This is a genomic window from Natronomonas marina, from assembly GCF_024298905.1.
Lineage (GTDB): Archaea > Halobacteriota > Halobacteria > Halobacteriales > Haloarculaceae > Natronomonas > Natronomonas marina.
Genome location: NZ_CP101154.1, coordinates 2023825 through 2043362, shown reverse-complemented (window position 1 = coordinate 2043362; position 19538 = coordinate 2023825). Strand labels below are relative to the sequence as shown.

The window sequence follows — 19538 nt, the reverse complement described above, 5'->3', positions numbered from 1 at the left end:
CCAGATGGGGCGCCAACTTAAACGTTCGCGCCGCGTCAGCGATGTGCGAAGTACGCGACGCTCTCGCCGTCGCCGATCCGGTCGAGTCGAGCGAAGCCGATGCGCTCGAACTGCACCACGTCGTCGGTCTCGTACGCCACGAGACCGGGTTCGGCGTGACCGGACTCGTCGCCCTCCATCGTGCGCAGACGCAGCGGGACGCTCTCGTCGGCCGGCACCCAGTGGACGACGTCGACGTCGCCATCGCGGACGATGCCGATGTCCTCGCCGGTGAACTCGAAGGCGTCGCGGGTGTGTCTGACCGGGCCGAGGCCCTTCAGCCACACGCGCTTGCCGTTCGGCGGGACGTCGTCGGGTTCGACGCGGACGGCGCCGCCGACCGGAATCTCCCGGACGCCGCGCTCCTCGTGGTCCGGGTGCAGCGGCGGTTCGGCCGTCTCCGGCCCGCCGATGAGCGTCTTCTCGACGCCGTCGCGGACGAAGAACCGCCGGTCCGCCCCGTCGTCGATCAACTCGCGGTTCTTCGAGTAGACCGACGACATCGCCAGGTCGACGTTCGAGGTCGACGTGCCCAGTTCCGTCATCGCCTCGACGATAGCCTCGCCGCGGATGCCGCGCCGACGGAGGCTGGCGAGCGTCGGCGCCCGGGGGTCGTCCCAGCCGTCGAGTTCGCCGGCATCGATCTTTTCCTTGATCGTCGAGGTGGACATCTTCACGTCGTAGGCGTCGACCTGGACGTGGCCCCAGTGGACGACCTCGGGGTACTCCCAGTCGAAGTAGTCGTAGACGAACCGTTGCCGCTTCGCCGAATCCTGCAGGTCGATACCCCGGACGATGTGAGTGATGCCGAACAGGTGGTCGTCGATCCCCGACTGGAAGTCCAGCATGGGCCAGCAGCGGTACTCGGCGGCCGCCTCTCGGGGATGCGGCGTATCGACCATCCGGAAGGCGACCCAGTCCCGCAGCGCCGGGTTCTTGTGCTCGATGTCCGTCCGGACCCGGAGGACCATCTCGCCGGCGTCGTACTCGCCAGCGACCATCCGATCGAACTCCTCGTGAGTCGTCCCGGGGTCCTTCTCGCGGTGCGGGCAGGGCTCGCCGTCGTTCTTCAGCGCCGAGAACTCCTCGCCGCCGCAGCTACAGGTGTAGGCGCCGCCGGCGTCGATGAGGTTCCGGGCGTGCTCGTAGTAGGTCTCGACGCGGTCGGAGGCCTTCACGACCTCGTCGGGTTCGAAACCGAGATACTCGATGGCGTCGAGGATGGCGCCGTAGGCGTCGAGGTCGGGACGCTTCGTCTCGGGATCGGTGTCGTCGAACCGGCACAGCATCCACCCGTCGTACCGCTCCTTGTACGTCCCGATGACGGCCGGCATCCGGGCGTGGCCGAGGTGCCACGGTCCGTTCGGGTTCGGCGCGACGCGCATCCGAACCTCCTCGTAGGCGTCGACGTTCGGGAGGTCCGACAGCGTCCGGTCGTCGCCCTCGTCGTCGGCCTCCAACTCGGCGACGGCCTCGGGGTCCAGTTCCGCCAGTCGCTCGCGCTTCTCGTCGGCCGAGAGACCGTTGACTTCGTCGATGACGGGGCCGATGACCGCCGGAATCTCGTCGCCGTGCTCGCGGAACTCCGGGTTCTCGCCCATCATCGGGCCCATGATGGCACCGACCTGTGCGTCGCTGTCGTGCTTTAGGGCGTTGAACAGCGCGGCCGTCTCGGCCTCGCGTTCGATTCGCTCGCGGAGGTCGTCGTCCATTACCGACTGCTACCGCCGGCAGGGACAAAACCTACCGGGGTTCCCGCCGGCGACGGCGTCGGCCCGGGACCTCACGACCCGACGGTGCCGGGACCGAACGGCTACCCCTGGCCGACCATCCGCTCTTCGTCCTCCCAGTAGCGGTCGCGGAGTTCGTACTTCTGGACCTTCCCGGTGGCCGTCTCGGGGAAGTCCTCGACGAAGTCGACGCTGGTGGGCGCCTTGTAGTTCGCCAGCCGCCCCTTGACGAACTCGATGAGGTCGGTCTCGGTCAGGTCGGCGCCCTCCTGTTCGACGACCAGCGCCTTCGGCGTCTCGCCCCACTCCTCGCTGGGGACGGGGATGACGGCCGCCTTGAGGACGCCCTCGTGGTCGAAGAGGGCGTCCTCGACCTCGATCGAGGAGATGTTCTCGCCGCCCGAGATGATGATGTCCTTCTTGCGGTCCTGGATGGCGACCATGCCGTCCTCGTCGATGGTCGCCAGGTCGCCGGTGTGGAAGTAGCCCTCGATGCGATCGTTGAACGCCGTCCGCGTCGCCTCGGGCTTGTCGAGATAGCGGTCCATGACCTGATTGCCGCGAACGACGATCTCGCCGACGGTCATCCCGTCGCGGGGGACGTCGTTGCCGTCCTCGTCGACGACCCGGACGTCGGTACAGAGCGTCTCGGCGCCCTGCTTGACCTTCAGTGCGCGCCCCCGCTCGGCGAGGCGGCGCGGGGAGTTACTCGTCGTGATGATTGGCGCCGTCTCTGTCAGCCCGTAGATGTGGATAATGCGCCAGCCGAACTCGTCTTCGACCGTCTCGATGGTCGCCGTCGCCGGCGCGCTCCCCGCCGTTGCGATGCGGACCTCCCGGTCGCCGGTCGTCACGACGTCGTTGTCCTCGTGGTACTGGATGAGGTTGTTCAGCACCGTCGGCGCGCCGCACAGGAAGCTGACGTCGTACTCGCGGACGCGACGGAAGGTGTCTTCGGCATCGAAGGTCCGCTGGCAAACGTGGGTGCCACCGGTTCCGGTGATCGCGTAGGTGTGGCCCCAGCCGTTGCAGTGGAACATCGGCAGCGTCCACAGGTACGTGTCGTCGTCGCGGATCTCCATGTGCTGGTTCAACACCAGCGCGTGCCAGTGTTCGGTCCGGTGGGTCCGGACGACGCCCTTCGGGTCGCCGGTCGTCCCGGAGGTGTAGTTGATGCTGGCGTCGTCGTCCTCGGAGATGTCGGGGCGGGACGGTTCCGCGGTCGACTGGCCCGAGAGCACCGCCTCGTAGTCGCGCCACTCGCCGTCGATGCGGTCGGCCTCGTAGCCGACGAAGTGTTCGGCGGGTACCTCCTCGCGGATGGGTTCGACGTTGTCGGCGAAGTCGTAATCGGCAATGACGATGTCGGCCGCACAGTCGTTCAGGATGTACTCGAGTTCGCCGGCCGTCAGACGGTAGTTCATCGGCACGAAGACGCCGCCGAGCTTGTTCGTCGCGTACAGTGTCTCGATGAAGTAGTGGGTGTTCGGCGCCAGGAGCGCAACCCGGTCGCCCTGCTCGATCCCCCGTTCCGCCAGGGCGTTCGCCAGCCGGTTGACGCGGGCGTCCAGTTCCGCGTACGTGTACTCGGTTCCGTCGTGGGCGACGACGCCGGTCACGTCGTCGTAGAGGTCGACGGCTCGATCCAGAAAGTCCGTGGTGCGCATTTCCCGCTTCATAGTATCCCGGCTCCGAATATCTACCAGCGGCGTCAAAACGTTTTGCACGACCTGTCAGCCGCGGTCGAGATCGACCGTCGGCGCGACGGGACCGCACGCGGTCGCTCTCTCGGTACCCGTCAGTAGCCCCGCTCGACGAGGAAGTCCGCGATGTCGGAGAGTAGGTTCCGCGACTCGCCTTCGGGAAGGACGTCGAGTCTGCCCTTCCCGCTTTCGACGAGATCGGCCGCCATCCCGCGGGCGTACTCGATGCTACCGGCGGCTTCGAGGCGTTCGACCGCGGCCTCTATCTCCGCGTCGGTCGGGTCCTCGCCGACGAGACCGTCGACGTCGACGCCCTGGCTGCGCGCGTGCAGCGTGATGATGGTCTGTTTACCCTCGATGAGGTCCGACCCGCGCTGCTTGCCGAGGGTGTCGCTCGGGACCGTCAGATCGAGGAGGTCGTCCTGGATCTGGAAGGCCCGCCCGATGTCGAGGCCGTAGCCGTGGAGCGCGTCGACGGTCTCGTCGTCGGAACCCAGCAGGATGGCCGGAATCGACGACGCGGCCGCATAGAGAACCGCCGTCTTGAACTCAACCATCTCGAGGTACTCGTCGGTCGTCACGCCGTCGCGGCCCTCGAAGTCGACGTCCAGCGCCTGGCCCTCGCAGATCTCGGTACAGGTCGTTGCGAGTTCGTCGAGCGCCCGGACGCTCCGGTCGGCGGGGGCGCCGGTGTCCAGCATGTACTCGAAGGCCTTCGAGTACAGCGTGTCGCCGGCCAGGATTGCGGTCTCGAGGTCGTACTCGCGGTGGACCGCCGGCACGCCACGCCGGAGGTCGTCGTCGTCCATGATGTCGTCGTGGATGAGCGTGAACGACTGGATGACCTCGATGGCGACGGCGGCCGTGAGCACGTCCACCTCGCCGCCGGCCGGCGAGGGGAAGGTACGGTAATCGCCGTCCATCGGCTCGACCTCGGAAACGGCCTCGGCCGTCAACAGCAGGATGGTCGGCCGGAGGCGTTTGCCGCCCGCGTCCAGCAGGTACCGGGAGGCGCTGTAGAGCCGTTCCGGGCTCTTCACTGGAAGCTGTTCGGTGATCGCGTCGTTGACGATCTCGCGGCGGTCCGCGATGGCGGCCTCGACGCGCTCTGAGGTGGTCATTCCGTAATCTGGATGATGTTTCCGTTCCGGGAAATGTGGAGATCACGGCCGACCTTGTAGCCCTCGTTCTCACAGAGGTTGACGTAATCCGAGTAGCCGCTCATGTCCTGGTGGGCCGGGATGACGTTCTTCGGCTGTAGCGCGTCGAGCATCTCGTAGTGGCCCTCCTTGTTGAGGTGGCCCGAGACGTGGATGTCGTCGTAGATGCGGGCACCCTGCATGCCGAGTAGCTTCTCGGACTGGTAGCGCTGGCCCTCGTTGGTCGGTTCGGGGATGACGCGGGCGCTGAAGATGACCTTGTCGCCCTGATCGAGTTCGTAGGGCGTCTCGCCGCGGCCCATCCGGGTGAGCATCGCGCGTGGCTCGCCCTGGTGGCCCGTCACGACCGGGAGGTAGTTCTCCTTGCCCTCCTCCATGATGCGCTTGAACGTCCGATCGACGGACTTGCGGTGGCCGTACATTCCCAGATCGTCCGGGAAGTCGACGAAGCCGAGCCGCTCCGCGGTACCGCTGTACTTCTCCATCGAGCGGCCGAGCAACACCGGCTGCCGGCCGATGTCCTCGGCGAACTCGACGAGGCTGGTGACGCGGGCGATGTGACTGGAGAACGTCGTTGCGACGATGCCGCCGTCGTAGTCCTCCAGCGAGTAGATGACGTCCTTGAGATGTCTGCGCGCGACGGACTCGGAGGGCGTCCGGCCCTTCTTGCCGGCGTTCGTGCAGTCCTCGATGTACGCCAGGACGCCCTCGCGGCCGATCTCGCGGAACCGCTCCATGTCGATGGGGTCGCCAAGGACGGGCGTGTGGTCCATCCGCTTGTCCAGCCCGTAGACGACGGCGCCCTCCGGCGTGTGCAGGACGGGGTTGATCGCGTCGATGATGGAGTGAGTGACGTTGACGAACTCGAGTTCGGTCTTCTCGCCGATGGACATCGTGCCGCCGGCCTCCATCTTCACGAGGTCGTTCTGGACGCCGAACTTCTCCTCGCTCTCGATCTGCTGTTTGACCAGTTCGATGGTGAACGGCGTCGCCACGATGGGCGCGTCGTACCGGTGGGCGAGCTTCGAGATGGCGCCGATGTGGTCGAGGTGGCCGTGGGTGGGCACGATGGCCTGCACGTCGCCCTCGATGTCGGACATGACGCGGTCGTCCGGGATGGCCCCCATGTCGATGAGGTCCAGGCTGTGCATCCGCTCTGTCTCGACGTTGTCGTGGATCAGGACCTTCGACAGGTTCAGGCCCATGTCGAAGATGACGACGTCGTCACCGGCTCGGACGGCGGTCATCTGCCGTCCGACTGCTTCGTATCCGCCAATGGTTGCGATTTCGACTTCCATAGTTTGCATCCGAGAGACCGCTCTCCGGACACACGATTCGGCGACCGGCGATGTGCACGGCCGTCTGTGACGGCTGCGACACCGACGCGAGGTCGGTCGGCCGGCGGCCGGACCCGATCGAGGCGTTCGCGGGGAGTCCGTCCCCACGCCGTTGCCCCGACGGACCGTCTCCCGCCGGCGGCTGCCGGTCGCCCACCCGTGTCCGGGGCGACCGTTGCTCGGTTGGCTAGTCGTTTCCCCTCTGGGGTTAAAAAGTACGTGGGTTCGGCATCTCAGAGGAGTGACGAGACCAGGAGTCCGCCCCCGGCGACGACGCCGACGACGCCCGCGCCGAGGTAGAGGACCCAGTCCCGACGACGCTCGAGCAGTTTCGATTCGGGGCTGTCGGCGACGAGAAAGAGGTCCGCGTCGGGGTGGCCGTCGTCGGCCGCGGCGACGACTTCGAAGTCGTTGCCGCCGAAGGTCTCGGCACCCACCCGGGTCGCGGTCCCGTGGACGTAAACCTCCTCGCCAGAAGCGAGCGTCCGCTGGCGGTACCGGCGGTCGCCGACCTGCGTCCCCCAGTCAAGCGACTTGACGAGCGCCTCGTTCGGTTCGCCGGGTGTCGCGTCGAGATCGATAAACGCCTGTATCGGCTCCGGTGGCGTCTCGTCGACGCCGACCTCGGTCGTCCCCCAGCCGCCCGAAAGCTCCACGCTCGCCTCGTCCGGCCGGACCAGCACCTGGTCGGTCCCGTCGTCGAGGTAGAACGGCGCCGCGAGCGTCCCGCTGCCCTCCGTCCGCCAGCTGGAGTGTTTGCCGGACTCTTCCCACTCCTCGATTTTCCACTCCGCCAGCACGCAGTCCTCCTCGGAGAACGGCGCCCGCATCGCACCCCCATCTGCCGGTTCTGCGGTCCCGTACAGTTCGGTCGGACCGGGCGTCACCCGCAGTGCATCGGTCGTCTCGACGGCGGCGATGGCGTCCCGACGTCGACGGCGGCGATACCCGTACCCGGCACTGACCAGCCCCCCGACAGCGACGAGAACGCCGAGTATCGTACCAATGCTGCTCACCGGCCCGCACCTCGAATGGAGGGCGACATGCTTCGGTCTGGAACGGCTGCCGGCTTCAATCCAGGCGGTTCAGTACGGCGAGGGAAGGAGTAGGTGGCCGCCGTCGACCGGGTAGTACGAACCGGTGACGTACGCCGAGGCGTCGGAGGCCAGAAAGACCGCGAGCGGCACGCAGTCCCCCGGCGTCCCGAAGCGGTCGACGGGAACGTGGTCGAGTATCTGCTCGGGTAGGGCACCGCCGCTCGCCTCGGCGACGCCCTCCGTCTCGATGATGCCCGGCGCGATGGTGTTGGCGCGGATGCCGTACTTGGCCCACTCGCTTGCGACGGTCTGCATCAGGTTGTGGACGCCGGCCTTCCCCGCCCCCGAGTGGGCGTGAAACGGGCCGCCGTGAACCGAGTTCGTCGCTCCCATCGAGATGATCGACCCGCCGCCGTTCTCGATCATGTGGTCGCCGACGCTCATCGTGCAGTAGGCGGTGCCGTCGAGGATGGTTCCGACGACGGCCCGCCACCCGTTCGCCGAGAGGTCTTCCAGCGGGGTCAGGAAGTTCGCCCCGGCGTTGTTCACGAGGACCGTGATGTCGCCGAGTTCGTCCAGCACCGTGTCCCGCATCGCGTCCACCTCCTCTTTCTCGCGGATGTCGACCGTCGTCGCACAGGCGTCCTGTCCCGTCGCCTCGATGGCCTCGGCGACGGGCTCGAGGTGGTCCATGTTGCGGGAGGCGACGGCGACGTCGGCGCCGTGGTCCGCAAAGGCCAGCGCCATCTCCTCGCCGATCCCGGTGCCGCCCCCGGTGACGAGGGCGGTCTCGCCCGCCAGCAGATCGTCGGCGAAGATGTCGGTACTCGGTGGCGTCTCGGGCCAGTCGTCGGGCATGCGAAGTGGTCACTCGTCGGGACCACGTTAATCCCCTGCCTCCTCGTCGTGGTCCGTTAATACGTGGGTCCCAAATCGGAAGCCCGCGCTCGGCGGCACCTGCTTCCCGGCAATGCGAGGCAGCACCTATTTGAGGCGCGTGTGTAACCTGCTCCCATGGTCGAGTTCGGCTTCTCGGAGGAGGAACGAGCCGTCCGGCGGACCGCCCGCGAGTTCGCGGAGAACGAGATCGCCCCCGTTGCCAGACACCACGAGGAGGCCGGCGAGTGGCCCGAGGAGGTGTGGGAGAAGGCCGTCGACGCCGGCCTGGTCGGTGGCACCATCCCCGAGGAGTACGGCGGCGCCGGACTCTCGCAGGTCGAGACCTGCCTGTTCATGGAGGAGATATGCCGCGTCGACGCCGGGATGCTCGCGGCAATCGGTACGGAGTTCGGCACCCGGATGATCCGCGAGTACGGCACCGACGAACAGAAGGAGTGGATCCTCCGCGGCGTCGCCGAGGGCGACCTCATCGGCGCGCTGGGCAACACCGAACCCGATCACGGCTCCGACGCCGCCTCCATCGAGACGACCGCACGGAAGGAGGGAGACGAGTACGTCATCGACGGCGTCAAGACGTTCATCACTCACGGTACAATCGCCGACTACGTGCTGACGATGTGCCGCACCGGCGACGAGGGGCACAGCGGCATCTCCGCGATCATCGTCGAGACCGACCGGGACGGCTTCGAGGTCGAGTCCGAGATTCACAAACTCGGCTGGAACGCCAGCGAGACCGCACAGCTCCGGTACGACGGCGTTCGCGTCCCCGAGGAAAACCTCGTCGGCTACGAGGACGCCGGCTTCTACCAGCTCATGGAGTTCTTCGAGGAGGAGCGGGTCGGCATCGCCGCCCAGGCGCTGGGCATCGCCCAGGGCTGTCTCGAGGAGACGGTCGACTACGTCAAACAGCGCGAGCAGTTCGACCGCGAACTCCGGCAGTTCCAGGCCGTCCAGCACAAGGTCGCCGATATGGCGACGAATGTCGAACTCGCCCGGCGACTGGTCTACGACGCCGCGGCCCGCGTGGACGCCGACGAGAAGCCGACGAAACTCGCCTCGATGGCGAAGCTCTACGCCTCCGAGATCGCCGAGGAGGTCGCAAGCGACGCCATCCAGCTCCACGGCGGTAACGGCTACACCCGGGATTACCCCGTCGAGCGACACTACCGGCACACGAAGATCTACCAGATCGGCGAGGGAGCAAGCGAGATTCAGCGCAACATCATCGCCAAGGAGCTACTCGACCTCTAGCGGCCGCAACCGTATCCCCTCGCTGGTCACGTCGACCGATAGCTCGCCCCGGTCCTCGAGATACCGACAGTACTCGTAGACGACGAGCGTCAGGAACGGTGTCCGGGCGCCGCCGACGCCGAGTTCGTCGGTGACGAACTCGCGGGCGAAACACGCCTCCCGCTCCTCGAGAAACGACAGCAACCGCGCTTCGGTCCGTTCGGCGTTCGAAAGCGACCCGTCGATTCGCTCCCGTGGGTTCGACAGTTCGGGACCATGCATCGGCACGAGTCGGTCCGGGTCGAGGTCCCGAAGTCGCCGGAGCGAGTCCTTGTAATTGCCGATATCGCCGAGCAGCGGGCCGTACTGGAACCGGCCGTCGGGGTCGACGAGGTCCCCCGACAGGACCGTCCCGCTGGGTTCGTGATGAAAGGCCAGGTGCGGGTCGGCGTGCCCCGGCGTCGAGACGGCGACGAACGCTTCGTCACCCATCTCGACGGTGTCACCGTCGCCGACGGTCCGCGTCACGTCGATGGCGTCCTCGGCGTACTCCCGAATCGGGAAGTATGTGTCCCACGTCGAGGGGTCGGGGTCGAACCCTGCGAGCAGCCGCGTCATCTCCTCGCGGGCACGCCGGAGGTACGAGGCGTAGTCGTAGAGGAACTCCGGTTGGCCCTCCGGGACGACGTGGGGCAACTCGGCGAGGGCGTCGATTGTCTGTGACCCGCCGACGTGGTCGATGTGCGCGTGGGTGTGCAGGACCTGCTCGACGCCCGAGAGCGGACCGTCGAGCGCCTCCCGGACGGCGTCCCGACACACCGGCGCGACGTGACCGGTGTCGACGAGCGTGTCCCCGATTCGGAGGACGTTGACCCCGCCGTACAGCGGCTGGGTGAACTCGTGCCGTTCGTACTCCATCGTCCGCCAGTCGTCGCCCAGCGATTAAAAACGATGGTCCGGCGGCAGGCCGCACGCTTATACTCGACGCCGCCCAGTCGGGCGCCATGAACCTCTACGAGCGGTTCGCGCGGCAGGTGCGGGACCGGCCCGAGGCGCCGGCCATCGTCGACCCCGACGGGGAGGACGTCGCATACGCCGACCTGCGGCGGCGCGCGGCGTCGGTCGCCTCGTTCCTTGAGGGTCGGACCGACCCCGGCGACCGCGTCGCGGTGTTCATGCTCGACAACCCGACGGTCGTCGCGGTCGCACTGGGCGCCTGGCGGGCCGGCTGTGCGTTCACGCCCGTGAACTACCGGTTCGGCCCCGACGAGGTCGCCTACGTCCTCGAGGACGTCGACCCCGCCCTCGTGGTCCACGACTCGGTCTTTGCGAGCACGGCCTCGGAGGCCGCGACCGCGGTCGGTCTCGAGGAGGCGCTCGTCCACGGTCACGCCGGGTCTTTCGATTGGGACGCGTTCGGTCCGCCCGAGGACGCCCCCGACACGGTCACGCGGCTCGACGACGACCCGGCGGTCGTGATGCACACTTCGGGTACCACGGGGGACCCGAAGGGGGTGGTCCAGACGCACCGCAACGTCGGTGCACAGGTCGACGCCGGCGTCTCGACGTACGACGTCTCGGCAGACGACACGGCTGTCGTCTCGGTTCCCCTGTTCCACGTCGGCGGCTTCCACGGCGCGACGCTGATGGGACTTTTCACCGGCGGGTCGGTCGCCATCCACCCGGCGTGGGGACCGGTCGAGTGGGCGCGGCTGGTGGAGGCCACCGGGGCGACCATCTCCGGGCTGGTCCCGGCCATGATGGTCGACGTCCTCGGCACCGACGCGGCCCGCGAGCACGACACGTCGACGTTGCGGATGTGCTTCTACGGCGGGAGTCCCGCCGCCGAGTCGACCCTCGAGGCGTTCGCATCCGCTTTCGAGGTGGACGAACTGTTGAACTACTACGGACAGACGGAGGCCGCCGGCCTGACCGTCGCGGGGACGCCGGAGACGCCCCGGACGGAGGGGGCCCTCGGCGAGACGGTCGGCAGCGCCGAGGCACGGGTCGTCGACCCCGACTCCGGCGCCGACGCCGAGGAGGGCGAACTGTGGCTGCGGGGCGACAGCGTGATGCCGCGCTACTGGGAGGCGCCGGCGCTGACCGAGACGGCGTTCGAGGAATCCGACGATGGCCGCCGGTGGTTCCGGACCGGCGACGTCGTTCGGCGCGAGTCCGGCGTCCTCTACTTCGTCGACCGACTGGACGACATCGTCCTCTCCGGTGGCGAGAAGGTCGCTCCCTCCCGGGTCGAGAGCGTCCTCGCGGAGATGGACGGCGTCGAGTCGGCGGCGGTGTTCGGCACGCCGCACGACCGGCTGGGGGAGGCGGTGACCGCGGCGGTCGTCGGCGCGGACTCATTGACCGAGGCCGACATCGAGGCGTTCTGCGATGACCACGACGGACTGGCAGGCTACGAGAAGCCACGCCGGGTCACGTTAGTCGACTCGTTCCCGCGGACCGGAAGCCAGAAGATCGACAAGGAATCCCTCGCCGAGGACGTCGAGTGGGGCTGACAGGCGGTGCACGGCCGGACGGGGGACGGTCGGAACCGGACGCGCTGCACCGCGCTCCCGCGTCTCGCGTCCGGCGGCTCGCTCGAGCACGAGCGGTCTGGCCTCCCGTTCGTACAAAAACCTTCAGTCGATTCTCGTCCCGGGGTTCTCGCCGTCGAGGAACGCCTCGAGACCGTCGAGGTCGAACACGTAGGCTGGTGCCGCGAGGTCGAGCAGTTCCCGCACCTTCCCGGCCATGCCGCCGCTCACGTCTGTCGCCTCGCTCGCGCCGAGGGCGTCGGCGACGGCCTCGAAGGAGTCGATGTGCTCGACGACGTCGCCGGACTCGTCGTAGACGCCCGGGACCGCAGAACAGACGCCGACGCGGTCGGCGCCCACGGCGTCGGCCACCGCGACGACGAGTTCGTCACCGGAGAGGACCGTCGCGCCCGCGCCGGCGTGGACCACACAATCGCCGTGGAGGACTGGGACGAACCCCTCGGCGAGCATCGTGCGGACCTGCCCGGTCGGGAGCGTCAACGTACCCGATTCGTCCCTGTGGGCGGCCGACATCGGGTGGACCGGCAGTGGCGGCACGTCGACGTCGGCCAGCGCGTCGACGACCGCGGCGTTGAGCCGTTTCATCGCGCCGTGGATGGCACGGACCGCCTCGGCGTCGTGGGTTCCCGCCGTCGTCGAGACGCCGTAGCGGTCCGCGTGGTGGTGGCCGAAACTGCCGCCGCCGTGGACGACGACGAGGTCATCGCGTCCGGCCAGCGCCGCGGCGGCCCGCTCGAGGGCCGCCTCGTCGACCGTCTCCGGTTCGTCCTTCTCGGTGAGGACGCTGCCCCCGAGTTTCAGAACCGTCGTCATCGCTCGGCCCGGACGCCGTCGGTGTCGAGTTCGGCCCGGAACGCCTCCTCGCAGCCCGGCGTGTACTCAAGGGCGGTGAGCGTCTGCTCGGTCCGGTCGAGGGCGACGACACAGCCGCCGCCGCCGGCCCCGGTGAGTTTTGCGCCCAGCGCGTCGGCCTCCCTCGCGGCCCACACCATCGCGTCCAGCGACCGCGAGGAGACGCCGAGTGCCGACAGCAGGCCGTGGTTGAAGTCCATCAGCCGGCCCACCTCCTCGACGTCGTCCTCGTCGAGGGCTCCTTTCCCCCGGCGGACGATGTCACCGATGGCCGCGACGGTGTCGGCGGCGAAGCCGTACTCCTCTCTGAGCGCCCGGACGCCGGCGACGAGTTCGCCCGTGTCGCCCGTCCCGCCGTCGTACCCGACGACGAAGGGCAGGTTCGGCACGTCGGTCAGCCGCCGGCAGTCGTCGCCCTGGACGTGAACGGCACCGCCCATCGCCGAGCAGAACGTGTCCGCCCGCGACGCCTCGCCGTCCTGGACCTCGTACTCGACCTGAAAGGCGCGGTCGGCTATCGTCGCGGCGTCGAGTTCGACGCCGAGTTCCCTGGTCGCGGCGTCGATGCAGGCGACGACGACCGCAGCCGAGGAGCCCAGCCCCGCGCCCAGCGGAATCTCGCTCTCGATGGTGACGTCGAAGCCCGCCTCGGGAGCGTCGGCGGCCTCGCGGGCCTGCTCGACGGCGCCGTCGATGTACCCCATCGCGGCCTCGACCAGCGGTGCCGGGACGTCCACGTCGGGGCGATCGTCGGCGTCGCCACCCCAGGTGACGGTGAAGCCGTCGAGCGTGAGGTCGTTCGCCTGGACCTGAAGCCGGTCGTCCGCTCTGGCCTCGACGGTCACCCGCGCCCGCCGCTCTATCGCACAGGGCACGGCCGGTTCGCCGTACACGACGGCGTGTTCGCCGAAGAGGTAGACCTTCCCGGGGGCGCTCGAAGTGGTCATACTCGACGGTCAGGCCGCCCGATAAAAAGCGTATCCGATAGCCTCGCGGTTCAGGGCTCGACGATGTTCCGAATCGTCGCTCCGGTACCCGGCGCCACCCACCGCTCGACGATTTCGCCGTCTTCGAACCGGTACCAGGTCAGACCGTCGTCCAGCGAGACCGTCTCGCCGGTCACCGCGTGGGTCCCCTCCCAGGAGTACCGGACGGCCACCTCGTCGCCGTCGGCCAGCACGCTCTCGACGGTGACCGTCAGGTCCGGGATCGCCTCCCACACCCTCCGGTAGAAGGCGCGCAACTCCTCCAGTCCGTCGGCGTCGGCGCCGTGCAGTTCGAACTCGTCGGCGTAGTCGTCGAGGTACTGCTCGCGGGTCTCGGGATCGTTGTGCCGAGAAACCGACGCTCGTATCGTCTCGATGTGCTCCGTTTCGGACATATTCGGTGTTCGGACGCTCCGGCAATATGGTTGGTGCCGCGTGTGCTGCCGGTCGGGCAACCACGCGGTCAGTAACGCCCAAGCCGCTGGCCGTCCCAGGGCAGGTGTGTCCGTCGAGTTGCTCCGGCACGTCAACGCCCTCGTGGCCGACCTGGCCGCCGAACACGGCGAGATCGACCTCGTCGGCCGCCGTCTCGACTGCGACCCCGACGACCGCGACGCCCTCGTCGAGACGTTCGAGTCGTTCGGCGTCGTCGGCGGCGCGGGCGTCCGCGTTCGCGGCGACGACGGCGTCCTCCTCGTCCGCTACGAGGACGGCGACGGCTGGGTCGACCCCGGTGACGCCCGCCGGCCCGGGGAGTCCTACCGGGAGTGTGCCAACCGCGCGCTCCGGGATGCCGCTGGCGTCGAGGCCGACCTCACGGGGCTCTCGCAGGTCCACCTGCTCTACATGGACGACCGGACCGACCGGCTGGCCGTCCCGAACCCGTATCTCGTCTTCGAGGGTCGTCGGACGGACGGACCTCCCGCGGCCGGTCCCGGCGTCGCCGAGGTCGGGTGGACGGAGTCGGTTCCGGAGGAGGTCGTCTACGAGGAACTCGCGGAGCTATCGCTGTCGGAATGACGTGTCGAAATAGCGAAAACGGGTCTACAGTTCGGTCTCGAAGTCCTCGAGGGCGTAGCCGGGCTCGGCGCCGCGGCGGTCCAGCGTCTCGTTGGCCAGGAGCCAGTAGATGACGCTGAGGGCCTTCCGCCCCTTGTTGTTCGTCGGCACCACGAGGTCGACGTTCGACGTCGTGTTGTTGGAGTCACACATCGCGATGACGGGGATGCCGACCGTGATGGCCTCCTTGACGGCCTGGGAATCCCCGATGGGGTCGGTGACCACGACGACGTCGGGCTCGATGTAGCCCTCGTAGTCGGGGTTCGTCAGCGTCCCCGGAATGAACCGGCCGGTCCGGGCACGGGCGCCGACGGCGTCGGCGAACTTCTCGGCCGGGAAGCGACCGTACTGGCGGCTCGACGCCACCAGGATCTGCTCGGGCTGGTAGTTCGCCAGGAACGACGCGGCCGTCCGGATGCGCTGGTCGGTCGTCGAGACGTCCAGCACGTAGAGTCCGTCCGTCCGGACGCGGTGGATGAACCGCTCCATGGACTTCGTCTTCTGCTGGGTCCCGATGTGGACCCCGGCGGCCAGGTAGTCCTCGACCGGGATGAGGAGGTCCGCCTCGTCGTCCGGCATGACGTCCTCGTCGAGGACCGGTTCCTCCTCGGCGGGTTCGTCGTCGGTCGGTTCGGCGTCGTCGGCCTCGTCGTCGTCGGCCTCGGCGGGCTGTTCGTCGTCTGTGGGGGCGGCCTCCTCGGCCGTAGCCTCCTCGTCGAGTTCCTCGTCGAGCTCCTCTTCGAGCTCGTCGAGCTCCTCGTCCAGTTCGGAGGCGTCGAACCCCTCTTCGTTGTCGCTCATGCGTTTGCCTCGATTCTGATGAGTTCGTTCAGCTTGGCGGTGCGCTCGCCGCCGACAGCGCCCGTCTTGACGTACGGGGCGTCGGTGGCGACGGCGAGGTGTGCGATGGTCGTGTCCTCCGTCTCGCCGCTCCGGTGGGAGACGACGGGAGCGTAGCCGTTCGAGACGGCCAGTTCGATGGCGTCGAAGGCGTCCGACAGCGTCCCGATCTGGTTGGGCTTGACCAGGACGCTGTTGGCCGCGCCCTGCTCGATGCCCGCCTCGATGCGGTCCGTGTTGGTGACGAACAGGTCGTCGCCACAGACCAGCGTCTCCGAGCCGACCCGGTCGGTCAACTCGGCGAACCCCTCGTAGTCGTCCTCGTCGAGGGGGTCCTCCACGTAGACGAGGCCGTACTCGTCGACGAGGTCGGCGACGTACGCTATCTGCTCGTCGGGACTCCGCGTCCGGTCGCCGTAGCGGTAGGCGCCGTCCTCGTAGAGTTCGGCGCCGGCCACGTCGAGACCGAACCCGACCTCGAAGCCGACCTCGTCGGCGACCGTCTCGACGGCCTCGTCGACGATTTCGAACGCCTCGGCGTCGTCGATGGAGGGGGCCCACGCACCCTCGTCGCCCTTGCCGGCGGCGATCCCTCGCTCGGCGAGGCGGTCGCCGACCTCGCCGTGGACCCGGGCGTTGGCGAAGACCGCGTCCGTCACGGAGGGTGCGCCGACCGGCGCGGCGAGGAACTCCTGGATGTGGGTCGCGTCGGCGGCGTGCTCGCCACCGCCGACGACGTTCCCGAGCGGGATCGGGAAGTCCCGTCCCCGGAACGCGCCGCCGAGGTGCTGGTAGAGCGGCGCACCCAGCACGTCCGCGGCGGCCTTGGCGGCGGCCATCGAGATGGCGACCGCCGAGTTGGCGCCGATTTCCGAGAAGTCGTCGGTGCCGTCGGCCGCCCGCAGCGTCGAGTCGACGCCGCGCTGGTCGCCGGCGTACACCTGCCCCTCGAGCCGGGGGACGGCGAGTTCGCGGGCCTTCGTGATGGCCTCGCTCGCCGGCCGCTCGACGGCCTCGTACTCGCCCGTGGACGCACCGGAGGGGGCCGCGCCGCGGCCGAAGCCGCCGCTCTCGGTCCTGACCTCGGCCTCGACCGTCGGGTTTCCGCGACTGTCGAGAATCCGGCGCAGCCGGACCTCCGTGATGAGCGTCATCTACTCCTCACCCCGCCGGACGGTGAAGGGGAGCACGTCGGCGTCGTACTCCTCGGCGGCGACGAGGATGGGCTCGGTCTGGTCGGTCTCGATGAGCACCGGCGCTCCGTAGGACACCTGCAGGGCTCGCGCCCCGAGGATGCGCGCCTTCTCGTATCGGTTCGTACCTCTCATTGGTAGGGGGAGACGATGTCGACGAGGTCCTTGTGGGAGACGAGCATGCGCCGACAGCAGGCGCGCTCGACGCCGAGCTCGTCCAGCACCTCGGCGGGGTCCTCCTCGCCCTCGCGGGCGCGGGCCTTGAACTCCTCCCAGTGTTCGCCGACGACGTTACCGCATGTGAAACACCGGACCGGTACCATCATGCCTTCTCACCTCACCGGTAGGACTTCTGGTAGCGGGCCCGCGCACCGGGGCCGCCCCACTTCTTCGGTTCGGACTGCCGGACGTCGTTGACCAGCAGCGAGCGGTCGAAGGACATGAACGCGTCCCGCAGTTCCGCGTCGTTGGTGTGCTCGACGAGGCCGCGGGCGATGGCCGTCCGGACCGCGTCGGCCTGACCCGCGAAGCCGCCGCCGGAGACGGTGACGTCGACGTCGACGTCGTCTCGAAGCTCCTCGTCGGCGACGCGGAACGGTTCGAGCATCTTCAGCCGCGCCTGCTCGGGGTCGAACAGCTCGACGGGCTCGGAGTTGATCCGGACCCGGCCGGAGCCGTCCTGCACCGTCGCGCGGGCGATGGCGGTCTTCTTCTTGCCTGACGTGTTGGTTACCATGTGACGTTAGCACCCAGGTTCTCGCTCACGTCGCCGAGCGAGACGAACTTGATATTCGACAGTCGGTCCAGCGAGGTATCCTCGAGAACCTCCGCTTCTTCGTACGGGTTCCCGACGTAGACGCGGACCCGGCCGAGCGCCTCCCGGCCGCGTGTCTCCTTGTAGGGGACCATCCCGCGAACCGACCGCTTGAAGATGCGGTCCGGTCGCTTGGGGTAGTTCGGTCCCTGGTCGGAACCGACCGCGTCCCGCTGCCGGTACACCGACATCACGTCCTCCTCGCTGCCCGTGATGACGGCGCTTTCTGCGTTGACCACGGCGACCCGCTCGCCGTCCAGCGCGCGCTGGGCGACCTGCGAGGCGACGCGGCCCATGATACAGTCGCGGGCGTCGACGACGATGTCGGCGTCGAACTCCGCGTAACTCATCGAATCACCCGCACGTTCGAGCCGTCGGGGTTGTCTTCGAGTGCCTGTTCGAGTTCGATTGCTTCGCCGACCTGGTCGATCTTCGTCTGGGCCGTCGACGAGAAGTCGACGGCGGCGACGGTGACCTCCTTCCGGAGGGCGCCGGACCCGAGCACCTTGCCGGGCACGATGACGGTCTCGTCCTCCTGGGCGTACCGCTCGATGCGGCCCAGGTTGACCTCCGCGTGCGTGCGCCGGGGCTTCTCGAGGCGCTCGGCCACATCGTTCCAGACCTCGCTGCCGCCGTTGCGGGCGGTCGACTTCAGGTCCGCGATGAGACTGGTCAGCCTCGGGTTCGTCTTGCTACTCATCGTTTATTGCTCCTGAGAAGTGGATGCAGGGAGCAGGATTTGAACCTGCGGACCTCTACAGGACAGCGCCCTGAACGCTGCGCCGTTGGCCTGACTTGGCTATCCCTGCTCGCACCGTTTCGTTTTCGTGCCCCACTAAAGCCGCTTTCGGTCCCCGGGCTCGTGGCCGGCGACCCCGCCGGCGAGCGCGCGGCTGCTCCGCCGCTGCCGACGCGGGCCGGGCCGTCGCGTCGAGCCATCGTCCGAGTCCGGGTGTGTGGGTACATCGTTGGTTACAGTTGGACCGCTTCTTCGAGTTCGTCCGCGCGTGCCTCCAGCGTCTCGACGGCGTCCAGGACGAGTTCCTCGACCGGGATCGACCCGTCGCTCTCGACGCTGAAGACGAAGGCGTTCGGCACGTCCTCGACCTCGACGTCCTTGCCGGGGTACCGCTGGCTGAGGTCGTTGTCGAACTCCTCGGTCGGGACGAGTTCGCCGTCGGCTTCTATGACGCCCCGGATGATCTCGGGGTCGTCGTCCTCGAACTCGCCTTTCTCGCCGACGACCTCGACGCGCTGGAGGTGCCGGTAGCCGACCGCCACGCCGCCCTGGTGTTTGGCGTGGTCCTTGCCGACGCCGAGGGTCGCGTCGGCCTCGAGTTCGAGCCGCTGGCCCTCCTTCAGTTCGATGATGGGAACGTTCTCCTCGGCGGGCTGGACCTGGTCGTCGGTCGACACCAGGTCGCCCGAGTAGGCGGTGGCCGGCCCCTCGACGTCGATGGCCAGCGTGACCTCGTCGTCCGGCCGGTAGTCGTCCGGCGTCGTCAGCGGGACGAGACCGAGCCGGAGCGCGATCTGCTCGTCGAACATGACCGACGAGTTCTCGATGACGCGCACGGAGTCGATCGAGAGCGTCGGCACGTCGGCGAGGATCGCCCGCCGGACCCCGTTGGCGAACGCGGGCGTCACGCCGCGGACGAGGAACCGCGCACTCCGGTCGTCGCGGTCGATGAACGTTACGTCGTACTCCTCTGCCATCGTTAGAACCCTGCGTTCTTCGGGCCCCGCGTGCCGTCGTGCGGGATGGGAGTCACGTCCTCGATGCGGCCGATTTCCAGGCCGGCACGGGCAAGCGCACGGATGGTCGCCTGCGCGCCCGGTCCGGGGTTGGTCTGCTGGTTGCCGCCCGGACCGCGCACCCGGACATGGACGCCCTCGACGCCGGCGTCTTGGACCTCCTCGGCGACGACCTCCGCCATCTGCATGGCGGCGTACGGCGACGCCTCGTCGCGGTTCTGCTTCACGACCGTGCCGCCGGAGGACTTCGTAATCGTCTCGGCGCCGGTCAGGTCCGTTACGGTGATGATCGTGTTGTTGAACGAGGCATACACATGCGCGATGCCCCAGGTCTTGTCGTCTGCCATG

General features: G+C 68.3%; 22 protein-coding genes and 1 tRNA gene. 3 read left to right on the top strand and 20 right to left on the bottom strand.

What is annotated here, in order from left to right:
• Positions 1 to 35 precede the first annotated feature (35 nt).
• The 6 genes from NLF94_RS11030 to NLF94_RS11005 form a co-directional block, all read right to left on the bottom strand.
• Positions 36 to 1751, bottom strand: a complete 1716-nt coding sequence (locus tag NLF94_RS11030) for a glutamate--tRNA ligase (protein ID WP_254837676.1) — start codon at positions 1749 to 1751, stop codon at positions 36 to 38.
• Positions 1752 to 1852: 101 nt separating this feature from the next.
• Complete coding sequence (locus NLF94_RS11025) at positions 1853 to 3448, bottom strand: long-chain-fatty-acid--CoA ligase (protein ID WP_254837675.1); 1596 nt, start codon at positions 3446 to 3448, stop codon at positions 1853 to 1855.
• Positions 3449 to 3567: 119 nt separating this feature from the next.
• Positions 3568 to 4593, bottom strand: coding sequence for a geranylfarnesyl diphosphate synthase (gene idsA3, locus NLF94_RS11020; protein ID WP_254837674.1), 1026 nt, complete (start codon positions 4591 to 4593; stop codon positions 3568 to 3570).
• The gene (locus NLF94_RS11015) at positions 4590 to 5930 is read right to left on the bottom strand and encodes an RNase J family beta-CASP ribonuclease (RefSeq protein WP_254837673.1); all 1341 of its coding nucleotides are present in this window, start codon (positions 5928 to 5930) and stop codon (positions 4590 to 4592) included. The genes idsA3 and NLF94_RS11015 overlap by 4 nt, the downstream gene beginning before the upstream one ends.
• Before the next feature lie 272 nt (positions 5931 to 6202).
• Positions 6203 to 6985 (bottom strand): GIDE domain-containing protein, encoded by a 783-nt coding sequence (locus NLF94_RS11010; RefSeq protein WP_254837672.1) that lies wholly within the window; start codon positions 6983 to 6985, stop codon positions 6203 to 6205.
• Positions 6986 to 7054: 69 nt separating this feature from the next.
• Positions 7055 to 7864 (bottom strand): SDR family oxidoreductase, encoded by an 810-nt coding sequence (locus NLF94_RS11005; RefSeq protein ID WP_254837671.1) that lies wholly within the window; start codon positions 7862 to 7864, stop codon positions 7055 to 7057.
• Positions 7865 to 8020: 156 nt separating this feature from the next.
• Between NLF94_RS11005 and NLF94_RS11000 the strand changes: the two genes are divergently transcribed.
• Complete coding sequence (locus NLF94_RS11000) at positions 8021 to 9157, top strand: acyl-CoA dehydrogenase family protein (RefSeq protein WP_254837670.1); 1137 nt, start codon at positions 8021 to 8023, stop codon at positions 9155 to 9157.
• On the opposite strand, the gene NLF94_RS10995 is transcribed toward NLF94_RS11000, so the two are convergent.
• The gene (locus NLF94_RS10995; RefSeq protein WP_254837669.1) at positions 9143 to 10054 is read right to left on the bottom strand and encodes an MBL fold metallo-hydrolase; all 912 of its coding nucleotides are present in this window, start codon (positions 10052 to 10054) and stop codon (positions 9143 to 9145) included. The two genes, NLF94_RS11000 and NLF94_RS10995, sit on opposite strands and share 15 nt — an antisense overlap.
• An 86-nt stretch (positions 10055 to 10140) precedes the next feature.
• On the opposite strand from NLF94_RS10995, the gene NLF94_RS10990 reads away from it, so the two are divergent.
• Positions 10141 to 11652, top strand: a complete 1512-nt coding sequence (locus NLF94_RS10990; protein WP_254837668.1) for a class I adenylate-forming enzyme family protein — start codon at positions 10141 to 10143, stop codon at positions 11650 to 11652.
• 123 nt (positions 11653 to 11775) lie between these two features.
• Here the strand turns inward: NLF94_RS10990 and NLF94_RS10985 are convergent, their stop codons facing one another.
• Genes NLF94_RS10985 through NLF94_RS10975 form a run of 3 tightly spaced genes read right to left on the bottom strand, consistent with a single transcriptional unit; the run spans position 11776 to position 13924 of the window.
• On the bottom strand, positions 11776 to 12504 hold the full coding sequence (locus tag NLF94_RS10985; RefSeq protein ID WP_254837667.1) for an isopentenyl phosphate kinase: 729 nt from the start codon (positions 12502 to 12504) through the stop codon (positions 11776 to 11778).
• Complete coding sequence (gene mvk / locus NLF94_RS10980; protein WP_254837666.1) at positions 12501 to 13490, bottom strand: mevalonate kinase; 990 nt, start codon at positions 13488 to 13490, stop codon at positions 12501 to 12503. Before mvk ends, NLF94_RS10985 begins: the two co-directional genes overlap by 4 nt.
• A 50-nt stretch (positions 13491 to 13540) precedes the next feature.
• Positions 13541 to 13924: an ester cyclase gene (locus NLF94_RS10975; protein ID WP_254837665.1), complete on the bottom strand. Its 384-nt coding sequence runs from the start codon at positions 13922 to 13924 to the stop codon at positions 13541 to 13543.
• Between the two features lie 106 nt (positions 13925 to 14030).
• Between NLF94_RS10975 and NLF94_RS10970 the strand changes: the two genes are divergently transcribed.
• Positions 14031 to 14549, top strand: a complete 519-nt coding sequence (locus NLF94_RS10970; RefSeq protein ID WP_254837664.1) for an NUDIX domain-containing protein — start codon at positions 14031 to 14033, stop codon at positions 14547 to 14549.
• A 24-nt stretch (positions 14550 to 14573) separates the two neighbouring features.
• Here NLF94_RS10970 and rpsB read toward each other — a convergent pair whose 3' ends face one another.
• From rpsB to NLF94_RS10920, 10 genes are all read right to left on the bottom strand, one after another.
• Positions 14574 to 15389, bottom strand: coding sequence for a 30S ribosomal protein S2 (gene rpsB / locus NLF94_RS10965; RefSeq protein WP_254837663.1), 816 nt, complete (start codon positions 15387 to 15389; stop codon positions 14574 to 14576).
• Positions 15386 to 16582, bottom strand: a complete 1197-nt coding sequence (gene eno / locus NLF94_RS10960) for a phosphopyruvate hydratase (protein WP_254837662.1) — start codon at positions 16580 to 16582, stop codon at positions 15386 to 15388. Before eno ends, rpsB begins: the two co-directional genes overlap by 4 nt.
• Positions 16583 to 16756: a DNA-directed RNA polymerase subunit K gene (locus NLF94_RS10955; protein WP_178291576.1), complete on the bottom strand. Its 174-nt coding sequence runs from the start codon at positions 16754 to 16756 to the stop codon at positions 16583 to 16585.
• Positions 16753 to 16947, bottom strand: a complete 195-nt coding sequence (locus NLF94_RS10950) for a DNA-directed RNA polymerase subunit N (protein ID WP_254837661.1) — start codon at positions 16945 to 16947, stop codon at positions 16753 to 16755. Before NLF94_RS10950 ends, NLF94_RS10955 begins: the two co-directional genes overlap by 4 nt.
• Positions 16948 to 16958: 11 nt before the next feature.
• Complete coding sequence (locus NLF94_RS10945) at positions 16959 to 17357, bottom strand: 30S ribosomal protein S9 (RefSeq protein WP_254837660.1); 399 nt, start codon at positions 17355 to 17357, stop codon at positions 16959 to 16961.
• Positions 17351 to 17785 carry a 50S ribosomal protein L13 gene (locus tag NLF94_RS10940; protein ID WP_254837659.1) on the bottom strand — a complete coding sequence of 145 codons (435 nt, stop codon included), beginning with the start codon at positions 17783 to 17785 and terminating at the stop codon, positions 17351 to 17353. The genes NLF94_RS10945 and NLF94_RS10940 overlap by 7 nt, the downstream gene beginning before the upstream one ends.
• The gene (locus NLF94_RS10935) at positions 17782 to 18135 is read right to left on the bottom strand and encodes a 50S ribosomal protein L18e (protein ID WP_254837658.1); all 354 of its coding nucleotides are present in this window, start codon (positions 18133 to 18135) and stop codon (positions 17782 to 17784) included. Before NLF94_RS10935 ends, NLF94_RS10940 begins: the two co-directional genes overlap by 4 nt.
• Positions 18136 to 18159: 24 nt before the next feature.
• A tRNA-Leu gene (locus NLF94_RS10930) sits at positions 18160 to 18244 on the bottom strand.
• A 163-nt stretch (positions 18245 to 18407) separates the two neighbouring features.
• Positions 18408 to 19151: a DNA-directed RNA polymerase subunit D gene (locus NLF94_RS10925; RefSeq protein WP_254837657.1), complete on the bottom strand. Its 744-nt coding sequence runs from the start codon at positions 19149 to 19151 to the stop codon at positions 18408 to 18410.
• 2 nt (positions 19152 to 19153) lie between these two features.
• Positions 19154 to 19537, bottom strand: a complete 384-nt coding sequence (locus NLF94_RS10920; protein ID WP_254837656.1) for a 30S ribosomal protein S11 — start codon at positions 19535 to 19537, stop codon at positions 19154 to 19156.
• Position 19538: the final 1 nt, after the last annotated feature.

Excerpts from the sequence above, each read along its gene's own strand:
- NLF94_RS11030 (WP_254837676.1), bottom strand. The coding sequence starts at position 1,751 with ATGGACGACGACCTCCGCGAGCGAATCGAACGCGAGGCCGAGACGGCC.
- NLF94_RS11025 (WP_254837675.1), bottom strand. The coding sequence starts at position 3,448 with ATGAAGCGGGAAATGCGCACCACGGACTTTCTGGATCGAGCCGTCGAC.
- idsA3 (WP_254837674.1), bottom strand. The coding sequence starts at position 4,593 with ATGACCACCTCAGAGCGCGTCGAGGCCGCCATCGCGGACCGCCGCGAG.
- NLF94_RS11015 (WP_254837673.1), bottom strand. The coding sequence starts at position 5,930 with ATGGAAGTCGAAATCGCAACCATTGGCGGATACGAAGCAGTCGGACGG.
- NLF94_RS11005 (WP_254837671.1), bottom strand. The coding sequence starts at position 7,864 with ATGCCCGACGACTGGCCCGAGACGCCACCGAGTACCGACATCTTCGCC.
- NLF94_RS11000 (WP_254837670.1), top strand. The coding sequence starts at position 8,021 with ATGGTCGAGTTCGGCTTCTCGGAGGAGGAACGAGCCGTCCGGCGGACC.
- NLF94_RS10995 (WP_254837669.1), bottom strand. The coding sequence starts at position 10,054 with ATGGAGTACGAACGGCACGAGTTCACCCAGCCGCTGTACGGCGGGGTC.
- NLF94_RS10990 (WP_254837668.1), top strand. The coding sequence starts at position 10,141 with ATGAACCTCTACGAGCGGTTCGCGCGGCAGGTGCGGGACCGGCCCGAG.
- NLF94_RS10985 (WP_254837667.1), bottom strand. The coding sequence starts at position 12,504 with ATGACGACGGTTCTGAAACTCGGGGGCAGCGTCCTCACCGAGAAGGAC.
- mvk (WP_254837666.1), bottom strand. The coding sequence starts at position 13,490 with ATGACCACTTCGAGCGCCCCCGGGAAGGTCTACCTCTTCGGCGAACAC.
- NLF94_RS10975 (WP_254837665.1), bottom strand. The coding sequence starts at position 13,924 with ATGTCCGAAACGGAGCACATCGAGACGATACGAGCGTCGGTTTCTCGG.
- rpsB (WP_254837663.1), bottom strand. The coding sequence starts at position 15,389 with ATGAGCGACAACGAAGAGGGGTTCGACGCCTCCGAACTGGACGAGGAG.
- eno (WP_254837662.1), bottom strand. The coding sequence starts at position 16,582 with ATGACGCTCATCACGGAGGTCCGGCTGCGCCGGATTCTCGACAGTCGC.
- NLF94_RS10955 (WP_178291576.1), bottom strand. The coding sequence starts at position 16,756 with ATGAGAGGTACGAACCGATACGAGAAGGCGCGCATCCTCGGGGCGCGA.
- NLF94_RS10950 (WP_254837661.1), bottom strand. The coding sequence starts at position 16,947 with ATGATGGTACCGGTCCGGTGTTTCACATGCGGTAACGTCGTCGGCGAA.
- NLF94_RS10945 (WP_254837660.1), bottom strand. The coding sequence starts at position 17,357 with ATGGTAACCAACACGTCAGGCAAGAAGAAGACCGCCATCGCCCGCGCG.
- NLF94_RS10940 (WP_254837659.1), bottom strand. The coding sequence starts at position 17,785 with ATGAGTTACGCGGAGTTCGACGCCGACATCGTCGTCGACGCCCGCGAC.
- NLF94_RS10935 (WP_254837658.1), bottom strand. The coding sequence starts at position 18,135 with ATGAGTAGCAAGACGAACCCGAGGCTGACCAGTCTCATCGCGGACCTG.
- NLF94_RS10925 (WP_254837657.1), bottom strand. The coding sequence starts at position 19,151 with ATGGCAGAGGAGTACGACGTAACGTTCATCGACCGCGACGACCGGAGT.
- NLF94_RS10920 (WP_254837656.1), bottom strand. The coding sequence starts at position 19,537 with ATGGCAGACGACAAGACCTGGGGCATCGCGCATGTGTATGCCTCGTTC.